At 65.6% G+C, this 23272-nt stretch carries 17 protein-coding genes, 2 tRNA genes and 1 pseudogene; 12 read left to right on the top strand and 8 right to left on the bottom strand.

The window, feature by feature from the left end; genetic code table 11:
• Positions 1 to 52 precede the first annotated feature (52 nt).
• Positions 53 to 271: a hypothetical protein gene (locus AB0L60_RS18530; RefSeq protein WP_364615025.1), complete on the top strand. Its 219-nt coding sequence runs from the start codon at positions 53 to 55 to the stop codon at positions 269 to 271.
• A 382-nt stretch (positions 272 to 653) separates the two neighbouring features.
• Here AB0L60_RS18530 and AB0L60_RS18525 read toward each other — a convergent pair whose 3' ends face one another.
• On the bottom strand, positions 654 to 1571 hold the full coding sequence (locus tag AB0L60_RS18525; protein ID WP_364615022.1) for a hypothetical protein: 918 nt from the start codon (positions 1569 to 1571) through the stop codon (positions 654 to 656).
• 296 nt (positions 1572 to 1867) lie between these two features.
• On the bottom strand, positions 1868 to 2140 hold the full coding sequence (locus AB0L60_RS18520; RefSeq protein ID WP_364615019.1) for a hypothetical protein: 273 nt from the start codon (positions 2138 to 2140) through the stop codon (positions 1868 to 1870).
• 335 nt (positions 2141 to 2475) lie between these two features.
• Between AB0L60_RS18520 and AB0L60_RS18515 the strand changes: the two genes are divergently transcribed.
• A complete protein-coding gene (locus AB0L60_RS18515; RefSeq protein WP_364615016.1) occupies positions 2476 to 6435 on the top strand; it encodes a hypothetical protein in 3960 nt (1319 codons plus the stop codon).
• On the opposite strand, the gene AB0L60_RS18510 is transcribed toward AB0L60_RS18515, so the two are convergent.
• Positions 6413 to 6652 carry a hypothetical protein gene (locus tag AB0L60_RS18510; protein WP_364615013.1) on the bottom strand — a complete coding sequence of 80 codons (240 nt, stop codon included), beginning with the start codon at positions 6650 to 6652 and terminating at the stop codon, positions 6413 to 6415. The two genes, AB0L60_RS18515 and AB0L60_RS18510, sit on opposite strands and share 23 nt — an antisense overlap.
• 170 nt (positions 6653 to 6822) lie before the next feature.
• On the opposite strand from AB0L60_RS18510, the gene AB0L60_RS18505 reads away from it, so the two are divergent.
• The 5 genes from AB0L60_RS18505 to AB0L60_RS18485 all read left to right on the top strand — a co-directional run bounded on the left by AB0L60_RS18505 (position 6823) and on the right by AB0L60_RS18485 (position 13641).
• Positions 6823 to 11256 (top strand): hypothetical protein, encoded by a 4434-nt coding sequence (locus tag AB0L60_RS18505; RefSeq protein WP_364615010.1) that lies wholly within the window; start codon positions 6823 to 6825, stop codon positions 11254 to 11256.
• A gap of 357 nt (positions 11257 to 11613) precedes the next feature.
• Positions 11614 to 12546: a hypothetical protein gene (locus AB0L60_RS18500; protein ID WP_364615007.1), complete on the top strand. Its 933-nt coding sequence runs from the start codon at positions 11614 to 11616 to the stop codon at positions 12544 to 12546.
• A gap of 305 nt (positions 12547 to 12851) precedes the next feature.
• A tRNA-Arg gene (locus AB0L60_RS18495) sits at positions 12852 to 12924 on the top strand.
• An 11-nt stretch (positions 12925 to 12935) separates the two neighbouring features.
• Positions 12936 to 13007: transfer RNA gene (locus AB0L60_RS18490), tRNA-Gln, on the top strand.
• A 349-nt stretch (positions 13008 to 13356) separates the two neighbouring features.
• The gene (locus AB0L60_RS18485; protein WP_364615004.1) at positions 13357 to 13641 is read left to right on the top strand and encodes a hypothetical protein; all 285 of its coding nucleotides are present in this window, start codon (positions 13357 to 13359) and stop codon (positions 13639 to 13641) included.
• Between the two features lie 17 nt (positions 13642 to 13658).
• On the opposite strand, the gene AB0L60_RS18480 is transcribed toward AB0L60_RS18485, so the two are convergent.
• Entirely contained in the window at positions 13659 to 14579 is a 921-nt protein-coding gene (locus tag AB0L60_RS18480) for an SGNH/GDSL hydrolase family protein (protein WP_364615002.1), read from the bottom strand.
• Between the two features lie 188 nt (positions 14580 to 14767).
• On the opposite strand from AB0L60_RS18480, the gene AB0L60_RS18475 reads away from it, so the two are divergent.
• Together AB0L60_RS18475 and AB0L60_RS18470 are read left to right on the top strand one after the other, a co-directional pair.
• The gene (locus AB0L60_RS18475) at positions 14768 to 15004 is read left to right on the top strand and encodes an SDR family NAD(P)-dependent oxidoreductase (RefSeq protein ID WP_364614999.1); all 237 of its coding nucleotides are present in this window, start codon (positions 14768 to 14770) and stop codon (positions 15002 to 15004) included.
• Positions 15005 to 15020: 16 nt separating this feature from the next.
• Positions 15021 to 15170, top strand: a pseudogene (locus AB0L60_RS18470) (FCD domain-containing protein); the annotation flags it as partial.
• A gap of 334 nt (positions 15171 to 15504) precedes the next feature.
• On the opposite strand, the gene AB0L60_RS18465 reads toward AB0L60_RS18470, so the two are convergent.
• A complete protein-coding gene (locus AB0L60_RS18465) occupies positions 15505 to 16113 on the bottom strand; it encodes a TetR family transcriptional regulator (protein ID WP_364614996.1) in 609 nt (202 codons plus the stop codon).
• Positions 16114 to 16233: 120 nt separating this feature from the next.
• On the opposite strand from AB0L60_RS18465, the gene AB0L60_RS18460 reads away from it, so the two are divergent.
• Together AB0L60_RS18460 and AB0L60_RS18455 are read left to right on the top strand one after the other, a co-directional pair.
• Entirely contained in the window at positions 16234 to 17367 is a 1134-nt protein-coding gene (locus AB0L60_RS18460) for a lipase family protein (protein ID WP_364614993.1), read from the top strand.
• A 106-nt stretch (positions 17368 to 17473) separates the two neighbouring features.
• The gene (locus AB0L60_RS18455) at positions 17474 to 18058 is read left to right on the top strand and encodes a hypothetical protein (protein ID WP_364614990.1); all 585 of its coding nucleotides are present in this window, start codon (positions 17474 to 17476) and stop codon (positions 18056 to 18058) included.
• Positions 18059 to 18315: 257 nt separating this feature from the next.
• On the opposite strand, the gene AB0L60_RS18450 is transcribed toward AB0L60_RS18455, so the two are convergent.
• Complete coding sequence (locus AB0L60_RS18450; protein WP_364614987.1) at positions 18316 to 18678, bottom strand: hypothetical protein; 363 nt, start codon at positions 18676 to 18678, stop codon at positions 18316 to 18318.
• A 166-nt stretch (positions 18679 to 18844) separates the two neighbouring features.
• Between AB0L60_RS18450 and AB0L60_RS18445 the strand changes: the two genes are divergently transcribed.
• Positions 18845 to 20209 (top strand): DUF2786 domain-containing protein, encoded by a 1365-nt coding sequence (locus AB0L60_RS18445; RefSeq protein ID WP_364614984.1) that lies wholly within the window; start codon positions 18845 to 18847, stop codon positions 20207 to 20209.
• On the opposite strand, the gene AB0L60_RS18440 is transcribed toward AB0L60_RS18445, so the two are convergent.
• A complete protein-coding gene (locus tag AB0L60_RS18440; protein ID WP_364614981.1) occupies positions 20184 to 21470 on the bottom strand; it encodes a nitrate/sulfonate/bicarbonate ABC transporter ATP-binding protein in 1287 nt (428 codons plus the stop codon). The genes AB0L60_RS18445 and AB0L60_RS18440 overlap by 26 nt on opposite strands.
• Positions 21471 to 21494: 24 nt before the next feature.
• Entirely contained in the window at positions 21495 to 23252 is a 1758-nt protein-coding gene (locus tag AB0L60_RS18435; RefSeq protein WP_364614978.1) for an ABC transporter permease subunit, read from the bottom strand.
• Between the last annotated feature and the right edge of the window lie 20 nt (positions 23253 to 23272).

The following is a 23272-nucleotide window of genomic DNA, read 5'->3' as shown; positions in this document are numbered from 1 at the left end:
CCACCGATCCCGTTCATCCGGAATGCCGTTGCCTTCTACAACAACTCACCGCATGTCGATCTCGCTGCCGTCCGATCCACGCGATTCCACACCGCATTCGGATCGGGCGCGCGATGTCGATGCCGCCGCCACCAATACCGTCCACGCGCGGGGTCGCCACCTTGCTGGAACGGATTTCGGGCGGCGGTCTGCTGTATGCCGAACTGGCCCGGCCGAACTCGACGACCTGCTCGATCTGCCCACCGCGCCGGCGCTCGACGGCATCGGATAGGCGTTGGTTGAGCTGGACGGGACCGGCCCGGTGCCGCGCACGCTGCGCACCGGCTATCGGACGAATTGTGCTGGCCCGCACGGGAGAACGCCATCACCGACATCGGCGTGGTGCGAGGCGTCACCGCCAACTGGCCGCCGCTCATGCCCTACGGCGCCGCCCGCACCGTCACCATCGACCCGCACGGCACGGTGGCCACGACGGCCTGCGCCCTGCCCCGGGACACCGTCTCCCGCGTGGTGTTCCGGGTCGGTGACGACTTCTTGATCGGCTATTGCGACCCGGCGCAGGTCTTCGTCCCGGCGGATCGATTCGGCATGTCGGACCGCCGCAACAATCAGCACGGCGCGCTCGGATACCAGTTCACGAGCGGTAACTGCTCCTACCGCGTCCAGGGCCGACGCAGGTATCTCCTTGTGAGGCTGAGCAACTTGGACTGCCTCTTCAGTGGTGTCCGGGAGAGGGGGCGCGATCCAGAGGGGCGCGGGAGTCGGCCCAGTCCAAGAGCTTCGACGGAGAACGCTTGGGAGAGTCCATCTCGCCATGCCTGGACTTTCAGGTCGGCGGGGGTGGCTACCGACAACGCAGTCGATAGGGCGTGCGCAATGGCCTCGGCGAGATCGATATAGTCGTTCGTGGTCAGCGGTGCGTGCAGTTCCTTTGCCCAGTTCTCGACCCCGTTGCCCGGGGGTGGCGACCAGCCATGGGCAGCGATGAGGGCTTCCTGCTCAACCGACATCCGGTATTGCGGGTCGACGGAGCGGTTGGACGCCACCTCGCAATACATCGCTCCGTGCGAAGCCTCGCGCGAGCGGACGACCTGGGCGTATCGGTTGCCGGTCGCGCGGAGGCTCAGGTACGCGTCTACGGGCATATCGGCCAGCACTCGCGCCAGACGGTCGGCGAAGTCCCGCCAATCGACGGGTGGGGCGACAGGCTCGGGCTCGAGCCTCCGGCCACGCCCGAGGTCTCGGGGAAGGCTAGGCAATTCCCAGTCCTCGTCGGGAAACCCCCAGTCGATCGCGACTCGCGCATCGGGGACCAGTTCAGCGACGGAGCGCTTGATCTGCGCCTCCAACAAAGGCATCCACTTGTCCGAGCGGGTGATGATCAGGGGATCAGGATCGGTACCTCCGAAGACTACGAACGTTCCGCCGTCGGTCAACTCGCAGTACGTCGGCACCTCGTAGTAGACGCGCTCATGCAGCAGTACAGCATCCACTGCAGCGTGCACAGCCCGTGCCAGCGCCTCATCACCGTCGAACCTGATCGTCAAACGGAGGTCGATATTCTCGGACACACAGCGAAAGCTAGATCACCCCTCCGACAACAACTTCCGTTCAAGCTCCTGCTCCATCGCAGCACCCCGATCAGCCGCACCGCCAGTGGCCGGACACAGTCGTCAGGCCGGGAAAGGCGTTCTTGGCAGACCTGTCGGACAACGCGTAGCCCTCATTGACGGTCCCGCCTCTGTCGTCCGCGTCCATCGTCACGATCACACCTCCTCACACCACCGGGCAGCCCAGACCACCTCCCACACAGTAGATTCCGCCCGACCGAGAGCTCTGCGGGCGCCTCGCGCGCAATCGGCAGGAACTAGGGTCCGTGGCTGGCGTCAATCCCATGCACCAAAGCCCAGGCGGCGATAAGCAATCCGGCACCGAAAACCACCGCACCGCTCACCCAGGCCAGTACCGAGCCGAAGCGGCTGTCCTTCGCTGCCGCTCGCACCCCGATCACCCAGGCGATCACCCCTGCGATGAACCAGAAGCCCCATACACTGCCCAGCGCCACAAGACCATTGGACAAGATCCCGTCCGTCGAACAGGGCGCTTCGAAACCACAATGAGCTGGCTCGTCCAGCGCCATCCACAGGATCAGGGACGCGAGCCCGGCCGGCTACACCCCGAGCGCGCCCAGCTTGCTCCACGCGACGAGGAAACGCCGGACCCAGCCGAATCACTTTGCGCCGCAGGGGTCGCGCCCTGGCTCGCAGGTTCCGATCCTGCGTGGTCACAGTCCACCGTTTCGTCCGGTCCCACCTGAATCTTCCCACGCTCGAGCACCATCGGGGGCAACGCTACTGACAGCGCCGATAGTTTCTCCATCCGTGTCCACCACCCGATCTATGAGCGGAGCGGTTGTCGGGAGATATTGCTAGCCTGCCGATTCGCGGCACAGAGCTGCAGGATCGAAGGGGTTGTATGCGCCACGACGCGGTTTCCGCGCATCCGCTGGACAATCGAGGTGCGCTGGTGCGCGCGCTGTACGGGACGGAGCACAGTGGGCGGTGCAGTACGGAGCGGCCGTTGCTGGCCTTGCGGCTGACCTCGGATCAGTTGACTGCACAGGCGATTTCGGCGGAACTGATGACCGCCGAAGGGAAGCTGGGCGGGCACTTCTGGTCGAGGTATCTGGGTGGGGGGATCGCATCGGTGGCCGTGCGGGCGGCGTCGGAGGCGGTGTCCGAGGATGATCGGCGGTATCTGCTGGCTTTCCTCGAGGTGTGGGCCGACACCGTTTTCGCGGATCGGTCAGCGGCCCTGCGGCACGGGACGGTCGAAGCGGAGGAGTGGGCCGTCGCCGAGTCGGCGGGTGCCGCGGTCGTGGTGGAATCAAGTTTCCGGGCTCCCCTTCAGTTCGTGGATCTGCAGCGTGGGCAGGCTGGGCCGCCTACGCTGGGCCGAATTCAGAAGGTGACACAGCTGTCGCTGCCCTGGGGTGATGCACGTCAGTTGCGAACGCTGATCGCCCTGATCCGAGATCGCGGGCCGCTCCCGCACACCGCCGCCGCGGCGCAGGTACTCGCGGAATCGGCGGGACTGAGTACCGCGGCGGCGAGATTGCTCTTCACCGGACAGCTCGAGTTGGTGACGACGTATGCCGACCGCAAGGAGCGTCGTGCGGCGAGCAAGGCCATCATCGGCGTGAGCGTGGGAGCTCTTGATGACGCATGGCAGGAATTGGCGGACTACCGCGCCAGTATCAACCCGCTGCCGCCGATGTGGGCGGACGCGCTGCCGGATGATCCCGCCGAACTCTGGACCGAGGACGGAATACAGTCCACCGCGCTGCGTTTCGCGGACAGCTGGAACCGCTGCTTCGGCCGTCGGACTGCGATACCCGAGGACACGATCGCCGCAGCCGGCAAGGCTCGCGATCAACTGAACAGGAGGCGCGACCGCGGCCTCAGCGCGGCCACTCTCTGTTCCGCGGTCACGGATCCGGGGGCGCGGGAACCGGTCTTCCTGAAACTGCATTGGCAGCAGATGATGCTGACCTGCCGCTGGGCCTATGCTCATCTGCCCGCCGGTGACCCGGTCCATTCGGCTGTTCCGCGGACCCTCGAAGCGTTGCGCGCACACCTGTGCCAACCCGATCTCTCGGTGTACGTGGGGACCGTACCGGTCGAGACAGTCGCGGCCCTGCGTGCCCGCGCCGGTACCGCCGCCGACGCTACTTTCGACAACGGCCTGCTGGTCGCGACCGAACGCGGCAGTCAGACTGGCTGGTCGCTAGAGTTTAGGCCCGCTCATTACGGAAAAGACGAGCGCACAGCCGAACTGCGCGCCATTGCGTCGCGCGAATACGCGCTGTTGTTCGCCGATCTGGATTGGATGTTCGGCCCGGACTGCGACCGGATGATCGAACGCGTTGCTACCGGCGAAGTTCCGGTCGGCGCCTATGAAATCGATCCCCGCCAAGGTGCACCGGAGCTGACCGCCCAGGTGGTCGCCGAGTTCGGGCTCGACGAGGACGCGGCCGCACTGTACTTGCAGTTGGCGACGGCAATTCAGCCCAGCGACAAGAACATTCGACGGTGGAACCGGTGGACCCCGGCACGTCACCGCAAAGCGGAGGCCGCGCTGGTGGAGTCCGGCCTGGTGGTGCGCGACAAGCGCGGCCGAGCGGGGCGCGGCACATTCCCGCCCGGCCCCTGGGACAGTATCTACGGCTGCGAGAAGTGGAAGCAGGAGGTGCACCGGACCTATGGGGAGACATCCACCTTCTGGGAAACTTTGGGCCACACACCCGAAGTCGTACTGTCCGAACTGTTCCGGCGAGGGTTGGATGCGGCTCGTGAGGCGAGTTCAGGAACCGAGCCCGCGACTCCCGCAACCGTCGAAGAACCCGTTCAGCCGCCCGCCCCGGCACCAACCGCGGACACGCCCTCTGCGACCGATAGCGTAACCTTCCGTCCGCTCGACGATCGAACCGCCATCGAGTACGCCTTGAACGGGTTCGTCGAACAGCAATGGCGCAAGGCGAGCGTTCTCTACGAGCTGCAAGTAGTCTCGAATGTTCTACGTGGCCACCATCTTCCGGACAGCATCGATGCCGAAGAGCTGGTCAGGTCGGCGAATACCTGGCAGCCGCTGGTCACCGGTGTTGGGTCCGCAGCATTGCGAGCGATATCCCCGGCTACCGACCATCGCCAGCGCTCATATCTGCTGGCGTTCCTGGACGTCTGGGCGGATACCGTTTTCGCCGATGCCAGTGTAGATCTGCGAGTAGGCAGCACAATCGCCCCTGACATCACACTGACCCAGGACGCGCACGGTGCTGTCCTCGCATTCCCAGGACGGCGCTTCGGCAACTGGTACATCGCATCGCGCTACGGAGACGGCGAGCCGCCCGTGCCGGGCACCATCGAAACCCACCGCCCGGTCGGCCCACGCTGGGGCACAGCGGTTCAGATTCGCGCGGTGGTGGAACTCGTGCGTGAACGCGGCCCCGTGCAATGGGATCCGGCCGCGCCGGCGGAATTCGCGCGCCGCACCGGCGTCAGCCGCGCCTGCGCAATCTTGGTGCTCGCAGGCTTCATCGGCTGGTCCGTCCGAACCGACAACCTCTCGCAGGACTCGCTGAGCCTGCTCAATCTCACTCCGGCGGCCTTGGACGACGGCGCCAGGGAAATGCTCGAATTCGCGCGCGGTCGGCGCACCGAAGAATTCGCCGTGCTGGCCCGCGCCTTGCCCGAGGACCCGGCAGAGATGTGGCACCCCGAGGGAATGCGTGAGCTGGCCGTACGCGCCGCCGACGCCTGGATCGCCGAATACGGACGGCGAACAGCCGTTTCGGAGCAGGCCGTCGCGGAAGTGAACGAATTCCGGATCACCATGAGCAAGATCGGATACCGCAGTCCGGCCGCGCTGTTGGCCAGCGTGCTGGCCGACCCCGATGTCGTGCCGATTCTCACCTCGCCGATCGCGGGAGAGCTGACCGAGGACAGCGACGGCCATTACCGCGTGCAGGGCGGTGACCTTTATGAGCGGTTCCGTACGCACTGGCGGCAGCTCCTCGAAACCTGCCGCTGGGCCTATTCACACCTGCCCGCGGGCCACGAAATCCGCGAGGGTGCCGCTCGCACACTGGAATTAGTACAACACCAACTCCGGACTCCGACTATGCAGCTGCATATCGACATGCGCGATAACAACCAGCGTATGGCAGCCCTGTTCAACCTCACCGGCCGGACGCCGGTGCTCGACGAGCTGGGCCGCCGATGCTACGACGACGGGTTCATCGTCGGCAGCACGGGCGCGAGAGACTGGTGGCAAGCCGGATATCGAACGGCTCACTATGGCGAAGACGAGCGGACCGACTGGCTGCGCACCAGCATCGGCCAGTGGCCTTGGGAACCCACGCTGCCCTACCTCGATTGGATCCTCGGCCCCGACTGCGACGCCATGATCGCCCGCCTTCGCGCCGCCGACCTGCCACTCGGCGGGTATGAAGCCGATCCAAGACTGGTCGTGCCAGACCTGGTCGACGACGTCGCCACCGCCTTCACCCTGACCCCCGATGCCGCCACCCTGTACCTGCAGCTGCTCACCCTGCTCGACCCGACCGACAAGAACATCCGCCGCTGGAACAACTGGGACACCACCCGCCACCGCCGCGCCCAGCAAACCCTGCTGGCCACCGGCCCCGTCACCCGTGCGAAACGCAAAGGCGCAGGCCGATCCCTGTTCCTGTCGGACCACTGGATGACGGATCCGGGCTGCGAGTACTGGAAACTCGCCCTCCACCAACTCCCCAACACGGCCGGGCGACAATCCGATGTTCTCGATATGCAAGGCGCCCGCACCCCGCGAAAGCCGTTACCGGACCTGTTCCGAACGGCCTGGCAACGCATCGTCAGCGGCGACATACCCGGCTGACCGGACCAACCCAAATCACCAACGCCGCCTGGCCAATTCGTCGGGCGGCGTCCGACAATTCCGAACAGAAGACCCGCCTGAACACCTGGCCGCTTCCAACCACGCGGCGCGACGACACCTTGCCCATGTTGACAGACTTGTAGCGCCGCTTGGACTGATTAAGCACTGCCACACTGCAGTTGGCGGGGGCACCGAAGCCCAGCGCGGGTTCGCGCACGATCAGATTCCATCAAACGCACTCGTTCACGCGGCAGCATGCCAGAGTGTGGCCGATCAAGCTCCACATGGCCGACGATCGTGACGAATGCACGAGTCGAAAAGATCAATGGCGCACCAGAAAGCACGCTCGCACCATCTGATGTCGGTGGTCCCTGCCACAATTCGCGCATGTTGATCTTGCTGCCGTCTGATCCATCAACCTCGACGGTGTACTCGGATTGGGTGCGTGCCTGCGATCCTGATGCGCTCGCGGCCGCTGAGACGCTGGTCGTGGAACTGGGGAAGGACTTTCGGCCGGGGATGCCACCCGGAAGATTCGTCGATGGCGTGAGGTTTCGAACCCTAAGGCTGCCCGAGACACACGAACCGTGGGTCTGGGACATGGTGGGCCACTGGCTGAGTGCGCGCGCTGACGAATCGACGGGTTGGGGATCACGGTGCAGGAAGGCAGCTTCGGCCTCCTATCTCCGAGCACGAACGGTGGAGCGGCAGCGTTCGCTTCCAGTGCAGGCAGACTACCAGCGGGAAAACGCTTTGCTATTCGCGCGAGCGGGTACCTTGCCGGCGAAAGAGATTGTTGCACAACAACAATGGTTGAGCACAGTAGGTTCGGCCGCGGAGGCGCACCACCAGTTCGTTCGCCTGCTGGTCGCGTGCGCACAGGGCGGGGTGACGCTGGGTCCGGAACTGCGGGGGCGGGTGAGAGCTTCGGCGAAGGCAGCGGGAATGGGGATCGAGGAGGATGCCCGGGTGCTGACGGAGGTTTTCAGCGCCAGTAGTTCCGCGAAAGTCTCCGACGGCTTGCTCGACGGTGCAGCAAAGGTCTTCGCGCAGGCGCGACCGAAAAGCTTTACCGGACTGTTGAACTTTTTTCCGGCTACTCCTACCACCAACGGCGCGGCGCTGCTACGCATGCTCGACGCCGCCGGTGCGATCGACGGCATGGCCAACGGGACCCTCACTCCCCCACGCGGACTTGCGGGCTGGGTCAGCTGGTTCAACGCGATGTACCGACTCAGGGATATCACTAACGGCGGCATAACCAAGCAACAACTACCCGCCGAACTGTTCGACGTAGTGGAACGGATAGGACCACGTCTGCGGGAATCCGGTGATTCGGTGGCGATGTCGCAGGGACGTAAGACATATGAGCATGTGGATGCCGATCTCGCCGACGCGCTATTGGCAGTAGGTGTGAGCATCGGCGGCGCGGATGATCTGAAGTTGCACTTCTGGGGCGAGAAATCGCGCCGTGATCTGCGAGCGCTGGCAGCGGACCCGGTGTTGGGCACGCAGCTCGAGGACGTCGTCCATGCCGATCTCCAGACGACGAGCACCGCGATTGTGCGGCTGCCGGAGAATCCGGGCATCGAACGTGCCGTCCACGCCCGCATTGTCACCGTTATCGAGCGCATCGCGGGTGGTGGGCTATTGGAGGCCGAACTGGCTCTCACCGAACTCGACGAACTACTGGATCAGCCGACCGTCCGAGCTCTCGACGGAATAGCGGACGCGCTGGCGGGCCTGGATGGGGCAGCACCGTTGCTCCGCACACTGCGCTCCGGAATACCCGACGAGTTGTGTTGGTCGGCACTGGAAAACGCGATCGCCGAAGTGGGCGACGTGCGGGGTGTGACTTCCACCTGGCCGCTGCTCACCGTTTACGGTATCGACCGCGCGGTTGCGATCGCCCCGCATGGCAGAGTCGCCGGGACCGCATTCGAGCTTCCGCCGAACACCCTTTCGCACGTGGTGTTCTATGCGGGCGGTGACTTTCTGGTCGGCTACACCAGCGGCACCGTGCGGACCTGGCCGGATACGGCGTTCTGGGCGAGCTCGCCCGAAGAGACTTTCTCACCTGGTGACAATGCGGGTATGACCGCCTGCCGTAGCGAGTACGGCGGCGCGCTCGGCTATCAGTTCGCCACTCCCGACGGCCGCCACGATGGCCGCAGAGTGCTGCGGCCGGGCGACCGTCACGGCGTCGGGGCTTGCCCGCGGCAGATGAGCGACGGATTGCGTGTATGGAGTTACCTCGGATACGGCGAACAACGAATTCACTGGTCCGAGTTGGACCCGACCACTGGTGAACGTGGGGACACCGGTCGCCTACCGGAGTTCTTCACCGAAGTCGACGTCCCGGCGAACAGGAATCTCGCGTGGTCGATGCTGTCTTATGCGCGTCTTCCCAAAGGCGTCGACGCCTCGCCTCTCGGCTCGGTGGCCGGGATGGTGGGGTATCGAATCACCCAGAATCGAACTGGTCAACCCGAGTATGTACTCGAAGGAATCGACGGTCGGCGCGCCGAGAACGCGGGAGCTCGATCCTCGGGCAAACCGTGGGGTGTAATCGGAATGCCGGAGGGCGGGGGCGATCTGCTGATGACATACGCCCTGCCGGGTGCACACGCGTTGATGCGTGCACACGACGGTGAGACAGCGATGTGGGAAGTGCGTTCCTTCCCGGACGGCCAAAACGAGATACCACAGGCCGACCCTCTGCACCGGCCGATGTTTCCACCGCCGGCCTTCTGGCATTTCCTTACCCCACGTGATGCCGCGGGATCTCGCGCGCTACGTGGCATGGACATGGCGAGCACACGTGCATTGCTCACGACCGGCGCACTTCCTACTGAACTCACCGATCCCGTGCTCGCTCGAGCTGTACGCGCGCTTGCCTCCCGAGTTGCCCGCCTGGTCCAGGACCTCGAGCAAATCTGTCGTCGAATCAAGACGATTCGTTCGGGTGTACTCGTTACCCCGGCGGCATCCGCCTCGGATTCGGAACTACTCCCAGCACTTTTCGGTCTGCTCGACCACCACTCGCACTCCGATCCCACCACTCAGCCTGCCACGATTACCGCACTGGCCGCGGAAGGCCAGTTCCTAGCAGGCGAAATCGACGACACCATTCGCCGGATGAGTCCGCCCGCACCGCCCGCGGACTGGACACCGCTACTGGGCTACATCGATGCGGTGGCCTGGCGTGCGATCAACGCTCGTACACCTGACGTCGATCGCGCAGCATTGACCGCACTACTGCTTATGTGGTCTGCTCAGCCTTTCGCGAAACCCGGTGCGTGGCAGGTCGGGTCGGGCGAGATGGTCACGGTGGTGCGTGACGACGCAGCGCGCGTCGAACGACTACTGGATCTATTGGCGTGCAACGGCGCTCGTACAATAGGAGAGAAGGCAGTGCTGCTCCTCGCTGAACGTACCGGTGTCCGGGAAACGGTTGCTCGGCTCGTCCTCGATGGCTTGCCGCGTCTGACCTACCGCGGCGATGGGTCCGTTGGGATCAACGGGGATCACGCGAAGGTACTCCGGTCGAACCCATACCGTGCGACCTACGAGATCACCCTGCAGTACGCAGAACTGTCAAGGCGCCTGCAAGCGGAGGGCCGTCGTCGTCTCCTGACTGCTGGCATGGCCGACGATCCCGCCGAATTGTGGACGGAAGAGGGCGAACTCGCCGCCGCCGAACGGATGGCCGCGGTGTGGAACAAGTTGATCGGCCGACAGCCCTACGTTCCGGAGGAGTTCACTGCCGAACTGGAGTCCACAACCGGGTTGGACGCAGAATTCGCTCTGGCATTGCGATATCCAGAGCATTCAATGATCGCGACCACCGATATCCGCACCACGTTGGAGCCGAACGGATACAACGGCAGGCTCTGGGCGGTCTCGGAGAACTCGATAAGCCGATACGACCATCCCTACCGGTCCTTGGCGACAGCGCTGGTTTGGGCACTCACCGACCGACCGGCGGGCGATCCGAACATCCGTGGGCTCGACGAGCTGTACAACCGCCTGCGCATGCGGCTGCACGCCCCGGACCTCCTCATCACCCTCGACCTGACGAAGGTAGCCGCCGAACACTTCGGGCCCAACACCTATGGACCGGCACCCCAGGGACGCGTCGTCTACGACGATGAACTGCTGGTCGTCGAAAAGACCGATTCGTACACAACGCCATTCCTACGTCCTGCCGCCCTTCTCGATACCGATGTCTTCGCCCGTACGCTACGAACATGCGCCGACCACGGCCTGACAGAGCTGACTCGCGCGATCCGTGCTGAAGAGGTTCTGCTGAGCGGTCTTTCACGCATGGTCGAACGAACGACCACAACACCCGTCGCCCCGGGCCGCTACGAGGCTGATCCACGACAGAGCGTCCCAGAGCTGGTGGAGCAGGTCACCGCAACGATCGGCGTCAGCGAGGACTCAGCGGCGCTTTATCTCCAACTACTCGCTCTCGCCCATCCCACAGATCGAAATGTACGGCGCTGGAATGGCTGGAATGCCGCACACCACAAGAAGATCCAAGCAGAACTGGTAAGGCTGGGCCCAGTAGTGGAGGACCGACGTGCCCGCGCGGGGCGCACCGCTTTCATTCCGGGCGCTTGGACCGAGAAAGTACCGAAGCCCCACCTCCCGTTGGAAACCATGAAACTCCCCCACCACCTGATCCGAATAACGGATTCACAGATCCTCGGCCCTTTCCATCGCATCCTGCCCCCACGTCCGATGCACGAACTGTTCGCCGAGGCCTGGGCTGCTCGGAACATTCCCGAGACCATTCGAATCGGAGGCAGGCATTGAGCTCGCCACTGGCCGGTGTCAGTGGCTACCGTGCGCGGGTGAACGTCTAAATCAGCCTCGCTTTGGCCGATATCGCCGACCTCGAGGACCCTACCGTGTGACTGTTTCGAACCACACGCCCGTACAGCACCGACGGACATATGAGCGTCGGATGGGATTCGCTGCGTGGCACGGTAGTTCGCTAGTGGCCTCGAATCGGCATCGCGGACAGACGGCACGCCAGCCTTCCGGGCCGCGCCCTGACCCGCCGGAACCGCAGAACTACTACGACTGCTCGAAACCGGTACCGGCACACGCGACAAGGCTTGTCCGTGCTGCCGGATATCTTGTCGGGCAACAGATCAGATGGGGACAAGGATGAATAACGATTTCTGGGCTGCTCTGCAGAGCGACATGCCGGAAATGCTGTGGGCCGAACATGACGAGAACCCCAACCTGATCCAGCGGTGGTCGTGGGTGCGGCTCCGAGACACTGGCACCGGGAGTGAGATCCTGTTCTTCGAGAACCTCAAGGTGCTCGAGGTCGAGGTACGCACACCGACCGATCCGATGGCCGCACAACAGTTGCTGGCGGTGTTGTCATCAAGCCCGATCTGGTCCGCGAGCGGACAACGACACACGATGTCCTGGCGGTTGCTGACCGAGGACGAGGACTCCAGATATGACAGCTACTACGCCGAGGCTGCAGAGGCGGTGACGAAGGTGATGCGTGAAGGTCTCGGCATGGATCCCACCCGGATGCGATATGCGGCGGGCGACCGAAGTGGACCGCTCGACGTCCAGTGGACCTGGAGCGACCTTCTGACAGCCGACCGCCCCTCCGGACGACGTGCACCCGAACAATGCACCGACCGGGGCGATTTCGTCGAACGTCTCGACTGGCTCGTACTAACGCAGCCATGGAACGACGTATCTCGCTTGGAGACCCCCACGATCTCGTACCACAACGGCATGGAGATCATTTCGATCGGCGACAGCCTGGAGATGACCACGATCGTTGAGGGAGTCGAAGAACAGCAGATCCAGGGCCTGGATCATCGATTGTGCAGTCTCGGTTGGCGAACCGTAACCAGGGAAGCCGGTTTTGCTATCTGGCAGTACGGACCATTCCCGATGCACGCCCTGTCCTCCAACCACCAACTAAGGAACCTCGCGCAACTGCTGGTCACCACGCTCAGGGACGTATATGGCGTGGCACGCCCGCAAGACCTGGTGCTGGCGACCAACACCAACTACATGGGCAAAGAACTCGGAATACCGAGCACACGCAACTGGACATACATCGGATAGGAAACCAGAGTCCAGCCCACTACGAGGTCCTGCGACCTGAGACCAGGGCTCTGAGAATCGTCCGAAACTCGGCAATGGCACGCGCTCAAGTCCGACGAAGCCAGCTGCGACCTGCGTAGCAAAGATCACCACGGAGACCGCCGATAAATCCGCCGGGCCACCGGTAAATCGGCGGAAATCCGCAGCTCACGGCGGGTCCGGGCAGTTGTAGATGCTGTACGTGCCACCCCGAGGGAACCAACCCACCCAACCCCGCGCACTTCAGTGCCGAGTAGATGTCAACGCCGACATCCGCGCGGGGTCAAGTGCCCGTAGCTCAGCGGAAAGAGCACCTGTCTACGAAGCAGGGGGCCGGAGGTTCAAATCCTCCCGGGCACACTCACTTTCGATGAACCGTGGTGCAATCGGCAGCACGGCAGATTCTGATTCTGTCAGTCCAGGTTCGAGCCCTGGCGCTTCAGCAGCGGTCGAACGCTCCGGAAAGAAGACCGATGCCGGCCCATTCTGACTTGGCTGCAACCGGCGCCCGCCCCCATGCTGGCCACCGTCGCGGCCCTGACCGACCTGCGCGTGGGCACCTGGGTGCGCCTCTCCGCTACGCCCGGCCTGGCTGACGGCGTGGGAAGCGCACTCGCTGTCGCTGTTGACCGAGGGTCGCTTCGAGATGTGCACCGGCAGACCGGGAATCGAGGACGAGCTCCGCGACAAGGGAATGCCCGTACGCTGCCTTTCGAGCGGCTGGCCCAAGTCCGTGAGACCGTCCAGAGGCTGCGAGATCTCGATGGCCCCGACCGTCACACGCCCGTGGCGATGGCCGAGCGGCTGGCACGCGACTTCCGCATCACCAGCGACGCCGAGCTCGCGCTCGCCGTACCGGTTATCGGCGATACTGTCGCGCCGCACATGGCGCCCCCAGACACCGATACCGCCGCGCTCCACGCGGCGGACGCAATGACCGTGCTTCCGGACGACCCGGCCGCCGCCGCCGAGGAAATCCAGCGGCGACGGGAGGAGATCGGCTTCTCCTATTTCGTCTTCGGCGCCGACGTCGCCGACAGGTTCGCTCCGGTCATCGCCGAGCTCGCCGGACGTTAGTTGCCTGAACTGCTGTTTCAGCCTCGAGCGATCCACTGGTGCATGGCGGCTGCGACCATCGAGTCGCCGTGCGCGCTGGGATGCCAGGGGAACCCGAGCGGTTCGGTGTGTGGGTCGAACGCTCCGTCCACCCAGGGATCCGCAGTGCAGGCGCCGTGCCCGGCGGTGACCGCTCGGGTGTCGAGGAAGTTCACGTTCAGAATGCCGGCGGCCTCGCGCTGGGCCGTGTCGATCCGGTCCAGGAACCCGGTGACCGCGCCGGCTCGGGGCTGGACCACATCGATGCCGAGGATGCTCGCGCAGGCGGAGTCTTGGCCCGGAGAGTGTATTTCCGGGTATCCCACGAAAACGATCCGTGCGTTCGGAGCGTAGTAGCGGATGTAATCCACCGCTTGGCGGACTCGATCGGCATAGGCCTGACCGGTGATGGTGTCGAGGTCGGGGGCGCGGCCCTGCGCTGCGGCTTCCGGACCGCAACCATCGATCAGGTCGGTCAGGCACGTGAAGGCACGAGACAAGGCGACCGGGTTGTCGGTACCCCAGGCGTCGTTCATGCCGAGCTGAATCGTCACGGTCCGGGTGCGTGGTCCGAACGCGTTATCGGACATGGCCCGTTTCACCTGGTGCACCAGGGTCCAGCCCGAGGTGTCGATCGTGCCGCCCTGGCACGAGGTGTCCTCGACGTCATCCGGCGACAAGCCGATGCGCTGCGTCAGCTGCGTCGGCCATGATGTGGGCACGTGCTTGCAGCCGGGATCCCCGCCCGCGTTCAGCAGGTCGAGGATTTCGCCGTTGGCGGAGAAGGAATCGCCGATCACCACAAGGGTTTTGCCGCCGGGAGTCTCCGCCGTGGTCGGCGGCGCCATCGCGGCGAGCACCGCTGCGGTGCCGCAGACCGTGGACGCTGCAAGCAACCGCAGCCGAGCCGAACTCTTCAAGCTGTGTACCTCTTATCGATCCGTTGCGAAAACATGCGAAGCGCGACCGCTTCAGATTCGAACGCCTACTGTAGCGGCGCGCCGGTAGCGCCGCCGATCGATCGCGAATTCGGCGGAGATCCGACCGGGCCCGCTCGGCCGATGACTTTCGCGGTGCCATCGCCTCTATATGAGTAGGAGGTAGGAAAATGTTGCTGGCAAACAAGAACGTGGTTGTCTACGGCGCGGGTGGAGCGGTCGGCAGCGCGGTTGCCCGCGGATTCGCCCATGCAGGCGCCAGGGTCTTGCTGACCGGGCGAAATCCCGACATCGTCAACGTCGTCGCGAAGGAAATCTCCGCCGCGGGCGGAGCCGTCGCGACCGCTGTGGTCGACGCCCCGGGACGAGAAATCCGTCGCCGAGCACCTCGACGCCGTCGTCGCTGAAGTCGGCGGCATCGACGTGTCGTTCAATGCGATCGGAAACGGCGCGCACTACAGCGAGGCCTGGGCCGAGGCCCATCGGGTGTTCCATCGCGCCCTCTTGGCGGGGTGCGGCAACCCGGTGTTGCTGGAGGCCTTCGACCCGGATGTGGGTCGCGAGCGAGCTGGCTCGCCGCTGGTCGACACACCGCGCCCCCGACCGCGACGGCATCGACGATGCATCGCCGATTGGAGGAGGCGGCGCTGGCCCGCGACCCCGACACCGCCGCCGACCTACTGAGCCGGCATCTCACCCTGACGACGGCCGCACTGGCAGAACAAGAAGGCTGACACCGCGACAGAATGTTCCAGTCCCAGAACGCTGTCCGAGTTCTCCCGACCGATATCCAGGCCGGACAAGCACCAGGCATTCGGCAGCGCACGGCGTACCGCCGACATGAGCAGGCCGAGATCCGTTGTAGCGAAATGGATCCCGTGTGCCGGACGGAACCGGCGGCCCGTCCTCATGGCCTCCCGAGTGCCCAGCTGAACAACAACGCCAGGTCGTCGCGGTCTGCTCGGGTCGGTGTGGCGTCGGGGAAAGCACACGTGGGCAGTCGCAGTCCGTCGAGTGCCGCACAGAGGACCTTCGCGGCCGATATCGGTTGCGCGGCACCGGCTTCCGTCAAAGCCGCGGCGACCAGGTCGCGGGTGTCGTTGTTCCACTGAACCACGAGCGGGGCCAGATCGGGTTGCCGGACGACCTCGAGGTACAGGCTGAATACCGACATCATGCGCCGGTCGGGGGCGGTGCTCACCTGCAGCCACCGGTCGGCCAGTTCGGTGAGGGACACGGTGCGCAGATCGAAGTCGCGGCGCAGTTCATCGAGAATCGCCCGGGTCGAGGCGATATCGCGGCGCACCGCTTCGGCGCAGGTCGAATACACCAGATCCGCTCGTGTGGGGAAGTGGTAGGTGATCGACGCCAGCGAAACCCCCGCGGCCGCGGCCAGCGCCCGTGTCGTCAGCGCGGGCAGGCCTTCGCGTGACACCAGGTCGAGCGCGGCGTCGAGGACGAGCTGATATCGCTGCTGACCTCGGGCACGTCGCCCGTCGGTATATCCGGTTGTCACCGCCACCTCCTCGGGTCCATCTTGCCGGATGTCCACTGCGCAAACCTCAAGAAAACTATTCGTACGAACGTCTTGTAAGTTACGGTGTCCGAACTCTCAAAGATCGACCCGAGGTGATCCATGACACCACCACTGCGCAGAGGCTTGTCGGCCCTTGCCGCGCTGGCAGCACTCACGACCATGGCCACTGCACACAGTGCGGCCGCCGATGCTCCTGCGGGCACCGTCACCGACCGGAGTCCGGCCGCGTCGGCGTTCGGGGTCGCGGGAGCGGCGACTGTCGACCGCATCACGTACTGGACCCGGGACTCCTCGGACCGTCCGGCACTGTCCAGCGCCCTGATCTTCCTGCCGCAGGGAACTCCGCCGCCGGGCGGGCGGGCGATCGTGGCCTGGGACCACGGCACGATGGGAGTCGCCGGGAAATGCGCACCGTCGGCCATGGGATTGGCCGACGACCACTACCCGGAGTTGTTCTCGCGCTGGCTCGCCGACGGCTATGCCGTCGTGGCCACCGACTACATCGGACTGGGCACCCCCGGTCCGCACGCCTATCTCGACGGTCACGCCGAGGCCAACGCCACCGTGGATTCGGTCCGCGCGGCTCGGGCGGTCGAGCCGGGACTCTCGGCGCGCTGGGCCGTCGTCGGACATTCCCAGGGCGGGCAGGCGGCCATGTTCACCGCCATCGACGCCACCCGCTACGCCCCCGAACTGGACTATCGCGGTGGCGCCGCCTACGCGCCCGGCGCCAGCGCCGTCGACTTGATGACCTTGCTCGGTCGGCCCGGTCTACCGAAGGTGCTGCCCCCGGACATGAATGCGTATGCCGCCTACGCGCTGCTCGGGCTCCAGGCCGCCCGGCCCGACTTCGATCTCGACAGCTACCTCACCCCGTTCGGTCGGGACATCATCGAGCGCGCCCGGCAGCTGTGTCTGGACGATCTCATCGCCGAGTCAGCCGATGTGAACGTCTCCGACATGCTGGCCCGCCCGCTGGACGAGGGCGATTTCCCGGCGCTCGCGCATCCGGTGATGGACATTCCCACCTCCGGCTACGACCGCCCGCTGCTCATCGCACAGGGAGCCGTGGACGCCGACGTTCCCGCGCCCATGGTCTGGAATCTCGAAGCCCAGCTCGTCGGGCAAGGCACCCGAGTCGAAATGCGCAACTACCCCGGCGACGACCACGAAACCCTGCTCGCCACCGCCGCACCCGACGTCGACGGCTTCCTCGCGCAACTGCTGCGCTGACCCGGACAAATTCCCAGGGGACCTCCGATCAACCGTGGGCCCCCTGGCCGCCCCGTCCATTTCAGCGAATGAATCAACCAATCAATCTGCCCACCAAGGAGATTCAGTGAACACCCGCACCCGCATCCTCGTCGCATCCGCACTGACCGCGACCTTGATGACCCTCACCGTCGAAGTCGCCACGGCCGCCCCCTCGCCGGTCGCCCCGACCGCCGGCACCACCACGGACGCGGCCGCCGCGAGCGCCGATTCCCCGAGCGGCGCCGGGACGTCCACGCCGCGGGCAGCGGCCGATCTGCCAGTTGCGGAGCTGGCGAATGACGCTGCGGCACAGCCGCTTCCTCCGTCCGTGTCGGGCGCCGCCGTCCCGGTCGCCGCGGCCGCGGGGACCGACCCGCAGGCCGACATCGCCGATGCGCTGAACCAGGCCGGTAACGAGTTCATGCTGGCCACGACCGTGGGCACCATGGCCGGTGGCGTGGTCGGGCTCGTAGGCGGCTGTGTCGTCGGTGCGATCGTCGGCGCGATCGGTGGCTGCATTCCCGGCCTGGGGATCGGCGCGGCGGTCGGCCCGATCATCGGCGGCGTGGTCGCCGGGGTCCCCGCCGGTATCGCGGCACTGGCGCAGGCGTACAACACCCTGCACGCTGCCGGTGACATCAGCGCCCCGCTCGTGGCTCCGATCAGCTGACATTGGGCCACCGGTCACTGCGACAACGTACCGACGCCGCAGTGACCGGGAAATCAACGGCCCGAGATCATCTCGGTGTTCCGGGTGATGAGCGCCCGGAAGACGCGCGAATCTCCTGGCATAGAACCTGATTCGCACCCAACTCCCCGAACACCGAAGGCCGGTCCCCGATACCTTGGCGCCGATCCCACGAGGGGTAGTGCGGCAATCGGCATCGGGGACGAGTGACACGTCGGCTGTCACTCGGTGACGGTTGCCTAGGGGTTGTAGATTTCCACGAAAGCGTTTGTGGCGACGGCGAAGACGCCGGGTCCGGTGCCTGTGCAGGCCGCCGTAATACGGTCACCCGACGGAGTGAAGGGGTAGCTGAGCACCTTGTAGGGGCCGACGGCGTACAGCGGGAACGGCCCGCTGGCGTAGAGGCCGACGCAGTCGAGGTGAAGTACGTAGTTGGATCCACCGTCGGGCCGGCAGACTGCCGACGCGTCGAACAGCCCCTTCGTCACGGTGCAGTCCTGCGGCGCGGCCTGCGCGGTACCCGACCCGACGACGGCCGCGAAACCCAAACCCGAAATGCCCGCGATCGCAACCCGTCCGGCCACACTCAACGACCTTTTCATGAAGATCCTTCCGATTGGCGTTGTGTTGTTCGTCGTAGCCGAGCCCGATTTTGTTTCCATTCTGAAGTTTTTGGCCGTGCCCGGCCCGCATCGCGGAACGGTACGGCAGTGAAATACGGTCGGGTCGTGACAGGTCATGGCGATTCGAGGGTCGGCGGAGTCGATCATGGGTAAGCCGAATCGGAAGCATCGGGCAGCCAAGCAGCGGGCGCGATATGGCGGAGCCGATTTTCCGGGCATGCCCGCTGGGGCCGAGGGGCGGCCGCCGACCGCTGAGGAGATCGGCAATGCAATCCTGGCGGCCGCCATGGAATCGGCCCGGCGTGGGGCGCGGGGCGGATCGGCACAACGTGATCCGGTCGTCGTGTTCGCCGGCCGGCTCGCCGCTGACGATCCGCTCGTTCACGAGGTGGAGCTGGGTGTGCACCTGGCGGGGCAGCACCTCATGACGCGAGCCTTCCGGAATGGCTGGTTGCCGGCGGACATTCAGCAGGCAGCGCGACGGCGGGTCGACGACTTCGCGGTCAGCTTTCTGATCGACACCATGGCGGATTCTGTGCGGCCCTTCGCGCCCGCGACCGTCGACGAAACCTGGGTTGCTCAGCTCGGTGAATTGGCGGCGGACGCCTGGTGGTCGGATTCTTCGCCGCATTTCGGCCAGTGGGCGGCGAAGCACATGCTGACCGCCGCCGAAGCGCTCATCACCGTCATCGAGGCCCTCGCACTGCTGATCCTGCTGCCGAAACTGGAACTCATCAGGCCCCTGCCCGGCACCGCACGTCCGATGGCCGCGGTCCCCCATCATGTCGACGAGAGGGTGCTCGGCCGCGTTCGCGGGCTGCTTGCCAAGGCCGAGTCCACGTCCTTCCCCGAAGAGGCCGAGGCGCTGTCGGCCAAAGCACAGGAGCTGATGACCAAGTACGCGCTCGATCGGGTGCTCGTCGACGCCGACACCGCCGTCCCGGATCTGCCAGGGGCACGGCGAATGTGGCTCGATACCCCGTACACCGACGCGAAGGCCCTGCTGATCGACGTCGTCGCCAAGGCCAATCGATGCCGCGCCGTCTTTTCCTCGGCATGGGATTTCATGACCATCGTCGGCGACGACGCGGATCTCGACGCGGTGGAGTTGTTGTCCACCTCACTGCTCGTGCAGGCCACCAGGGCGATGATCGCGAACGGCGACAAAGCCTCCCGAAACGACAAAGCCTCCCGAAACGACAAAGCCTCCCGAAACGAGGAGGCACGCAGCCGGACGTTCCGGAAGTCGTTCCTCGTCGCCTATGCCACCCGCATCGGGGAGCGCTTGGATGCGGCCACCGCGGCCACCATCGCGGAATCGGCTGAGCCGGAACGACTGCTGCCGGCCTTGGCCTCACACGAGATCGCAGTCGACGCGGCTTTCGACACCCTGTTTCCACAAGCCCGGAATCGCGGGATCACAATCCGCAGCGCCGCAGGCTGGGACGCCGGCCGAGTAGCCGCCGACCGCGCCCGCCTCGACCTCAGGCCTCGTCCGGATGGCGGGTGAGCAGTCGCTCGGCGGCGTCGTACTCGTAGAGTTCGGCATAGCGTCCCCAGTCGATGGCGATCCGCAGTTGTCGCCGGGCGGCGTCCTCGGTGAAGCCCCGCTGCAGCAGGTCGAGGAAGAAGCCGTCGCGCAGCCGCTGGTTGCGCGCACTGGTCAGCGCGTGGTCGATTGCCGCGACCAGGGGCGCGTTGGCTCGCGCCAGCCGCGCGAAAATGGCCTTGGCACTGTCGATATCGGCCTCGGCGAACAGAGTGCCGTCGAGGGTGAGCTCGATATCCCCGTCGGCGGTGGTGGCCAGCCCCAGCATGGTGGCGGCGTCGACCAGCGGCATCAGATCGTCGATCTCGAAGCGCAACCCGCCCGCCAGATCCGGCAGGTCCGCCCGCCCGCCTTGGGCGGCCACAAAATCCAGCATGCCGCCGATTCCGTCCACCCCGGCATCGGGCAGCGGCCGGGTGGTGGGGGTGGGCGTGATGCTCGGCCAGCCGCCATCGAAGGTGACGTCGGTGAGCATCCGATAGGCCTGGTCCACCAGCGCCTGGAAACCCGCGCCGCGCGGGTCGCGCGGCCGCGGGAGCCGCACCTGGATCTCGCCCTTGATTCGCCCGGGATTGTTGTCCAGCACCAGGATTCGGTCGGCCAGCTGCACGGCCTCCTCGATGTTGTGGGTGACCATCAGCATGGTCTTGGTCGGGAAGGCGGTCTCCGCCCACAGTCGCATGAGCTCGCCGCGCAGGTTCTCGGCGGTCAAGACGTCCAGCGCCGAGAACGGTTCGTCCATGAGTAGCACCTCCGGCTGCACCACCAGGGCGCGGGCGAATCCCACTCGCTGGCGCATACCGCCGGAAAGCTCCTTGGGATAGGCGTTCTCGAAGCCGTCCAGGCCGATCATGTCGATGGCGTCGGTAACCCGCTCGGCCCGCTCCCAGGCCGAAATCCCTTGGGCGCGAAGGCCGAGTTCGACGTTCTGCCGCACGGTCAGCCACGGCAGCAACGCGAAGGTCTGGAACACCATGGCGGTATTGGCATTCGGCTCGGTGATCTCGGTCTGCCGGATGCGCGCGGAACCCGCGGAGGGGAGCATCAGGCCCGCGATGATCCGCAGCAGCGTGGACTTGCCGGAGCCGGATTTGCCCAGCAGCGCGACGATTTCACCCTCCTGCAACTCGAGGCAGACATCCGAGAGAACCGGCAGCTGCTCGCCGGAGGGGTTGGTGAAGTTCTTGGTGACACGATCGACGGTGATGATGGGGGCCGACACGGTGTCCTCCTTTCGAAAAGTGTTTCAGCTCAGCGAGAATCGCCGTTCAGCGGTGCGCTGCAGGCGTTTCCACAGCAGGCGGTTGATGGTCACCGTGACTACGCTCATCACCACGGTGCCGAGCAGCACCTCGGCGAAGACGTCGTCGGTGGTGGCATTGGTGATGTACGCGCCCAGGCCGTAGGCCTCCATATGCGTGTTCCCGGCCTCCACGACCTCGCCGACCAGCGTGGCGTTCCACGCGCCGCCGAACGCCGTGATCGCGCCGACCACGTAGCCGGGTGCGATCGCGGGCAGTATCAACGACTTCCAGCGCTGCCACCCGTGCACGCCGAGATCGTCCATGGCCTCGCGCAGGTCCGTCGGGATCTGCCCGGCCGCCGCGATCACATTGAACAGCACGTACCACTGCGCACCCAGCGCCATCAGCGCGATGCCGCCGATATTCAGTGAGATGCCGGTGTAGGTGAGCGCCGCAATGACGAAGATGAACAAGAACTGGGCCGGGAAACTGGCCAGCACCTGCACCACCGGCTGAGCGAACCGGCAGATGCGCGGATTCATCCCGATCCACACGCCGACCGGCACCCACACGATGGTGGAGACCACCAGCAGCACTATCACGCGGCCGAGGCTGGCCAGCCCCATCAGCGAGGTCGGCCCGAATTCGGCCAGGCCCACGGTTCTGTCGAAGTAGGAGGCGAGTGCCCAGGTGCCCCAGGCGAGCGCGGCGAAGAGCAGTCCGAAGAAGAGCACATCGCCGATGCGGCTGCCCGCGCGCTCGTCGTAGGCGGAACGGGTGCTGTGCCCGAAGACCCGCATGAGGCGATCGACCCGCTCGCCGACCGGCCGTAGCACCCGAGCCAGCCGGCTCGGCACCGTGCTGTGCCGCAGCAGGTCGAGCACCAGACTCCGTGGGGCCTGCGCACTTTCGGTGTGCTCCACCCGGAATCGCTCCGACCACGCCGTGAGCGGCCGCCAGAACACCACGTTCACCAGGACGATGGTGAGCACCATGACCAGCGCGCCCAGTATGAGATTGCCGACCTCGGCCTCGGAGGTGGCCGCCGCGATGAAGCTACCCATGCCGGGCAGCGCCTCGTCCCGGCCGGATACCGTGATGACCTCCGAGGCCGCGAGCATGAACCACGCGCCGCCGAAGCTCATCATGCCGTTCCAGATCATCGGCACCATGGCCGTCGGCACCTCCAGCTGCCACAGCCGCTGCCAGCGGGTGAGCCGCATCATGCGGGCCGCATCATCCAGCTCCCGGGGCATATTGCGCAACGCCTGGTAGTAGGCGAAGGTCATGTTCCAGGCCTGCGCGGTGAAGATGGCGAAGATGCACGCCGCCTCCGCGCCCAGATACGAGCCGTGGAACAGGCCCACGAACGCCGTGACCGTGATCGAGACCAGGGCCAGCACCGGCACCGACTGCAGCACGTCGAGCGCCGGGATGAGCACCTTCTCGGCCCGCCGCGAGCGCGCCGCCCACTGGCCGACGATCAGTGTGAAGAGGATGGACGCCACCAGGCCGATGAACATGCGCAGCGTGGTGCGGGCCGCGTAGTAGGGCAGGTTCGCGGGATCGGTTGATACGGCCTCGGTTCCGGTATCCGGCGTCCAGGGCACCGACATGTCCCGAAACAGCCGCAGCACCACCAGGATCAGCAGCACGCCTGCGCCGATGATCAGGTAGTCCACCGCTCGGAGCCGGCCGCGTACCCGCGGCACCTCGGGAGTCGTCTTGGGGCGGTCCGGAATTGCCAATTCGAGAGTCATTGCTGTTCACCTCGCTCCGA

It is taken from the genome of Nocardia sp. NPDC051981 (assembly GCF_040680715.1).
Taxonomy (GTDB): domain Bacteria; phylum Actinomycetota; class Actinomycetes; order Mycobacteriales; family Mycobacteriaceae; genus Nocardia.
The sequence above is the reverse complement of the archived record's forward strand: the minus strand, read 5'-3'. Positions and strand labels throughout refer to the sequence as shown.

Coding starts and splice junctions, on each gene's coding strand:
- AB0L60_RS18530 (WP_364615025.1), top strand. CDS start 53: ATGTCGATCTCGCTGCCGTCCGATCCACGCGATTCCACACCGCATTCG.
- AB0L60_RS18520 (WP_364615019.1), bottom strand. CDS start 2,140: ATGGCGCTGGACGAGCCAGCTCATTGTGGTTTCGAAGCGCCCTGTTCG.
- AB0L60_RS18515 (WP_364615016.1), top strand. CDS start 2,476: ATGCGCCACGACGCGGTTTCCGCGCATCCGCTGGACAATCGAGGTGCG.
- AB0L60_RS18505 (WP_364615010.1), top strand. CDS start 6,823: ATGTTGATCTTGCTGCCGTCTGATCCATCAACCTCGACGGTGTACTCG.
- AB0L60_RS18500 (WP_364615007.1), top strand. CDS start 11,614: ATGAATAACGATTTCTGGGCTGCTCTGCAGAGCGACATGCCGGAAATG.
- AB0L60_RS18485 (WP_364615004.1), top strand. CDS start 13,357: ATGGCCGAGCGGCTGGCACGCGACTTCCGCATCACCAGCGACGCCGAG.
- AB0L60_RS18475 (WP_364614999.1), top strand. CDS start 14,768: ATGTTGCTGGCAAACAAGAACGTGGTTGTCTACGGCGCGGGTGGAGCG.
- AB0L60_RS18460 (WP_364614993.1), top strand. CDS start 16,234: ATGACACCACCACTGCGCAGAGGCTTGTCGGCCCTTGCCGCGCTGGCA.
- AB0L60_RS18450 (WP_364614987.1), bottom strand. CDS start 18,678: ATGAAAAGGTCGTTGAGTGTGGCCGGACGGGTTGCGATCGCGGGCATT.
- AB0L60_RS18445 (WP_364614984.1), top strand. CDS start 18,845: ATGGGTAAGCCGAATCGGAAGCATCGGGCAGCCAAGCAGCGGGCGCGA.
- AB0L60_RS18435 (WP_364614978.1), bottom strand. CDS start 23,252: ATGACTCTCGAATTGGCAATTCCGGACCGCCCCAAGACGACTCCCGAG.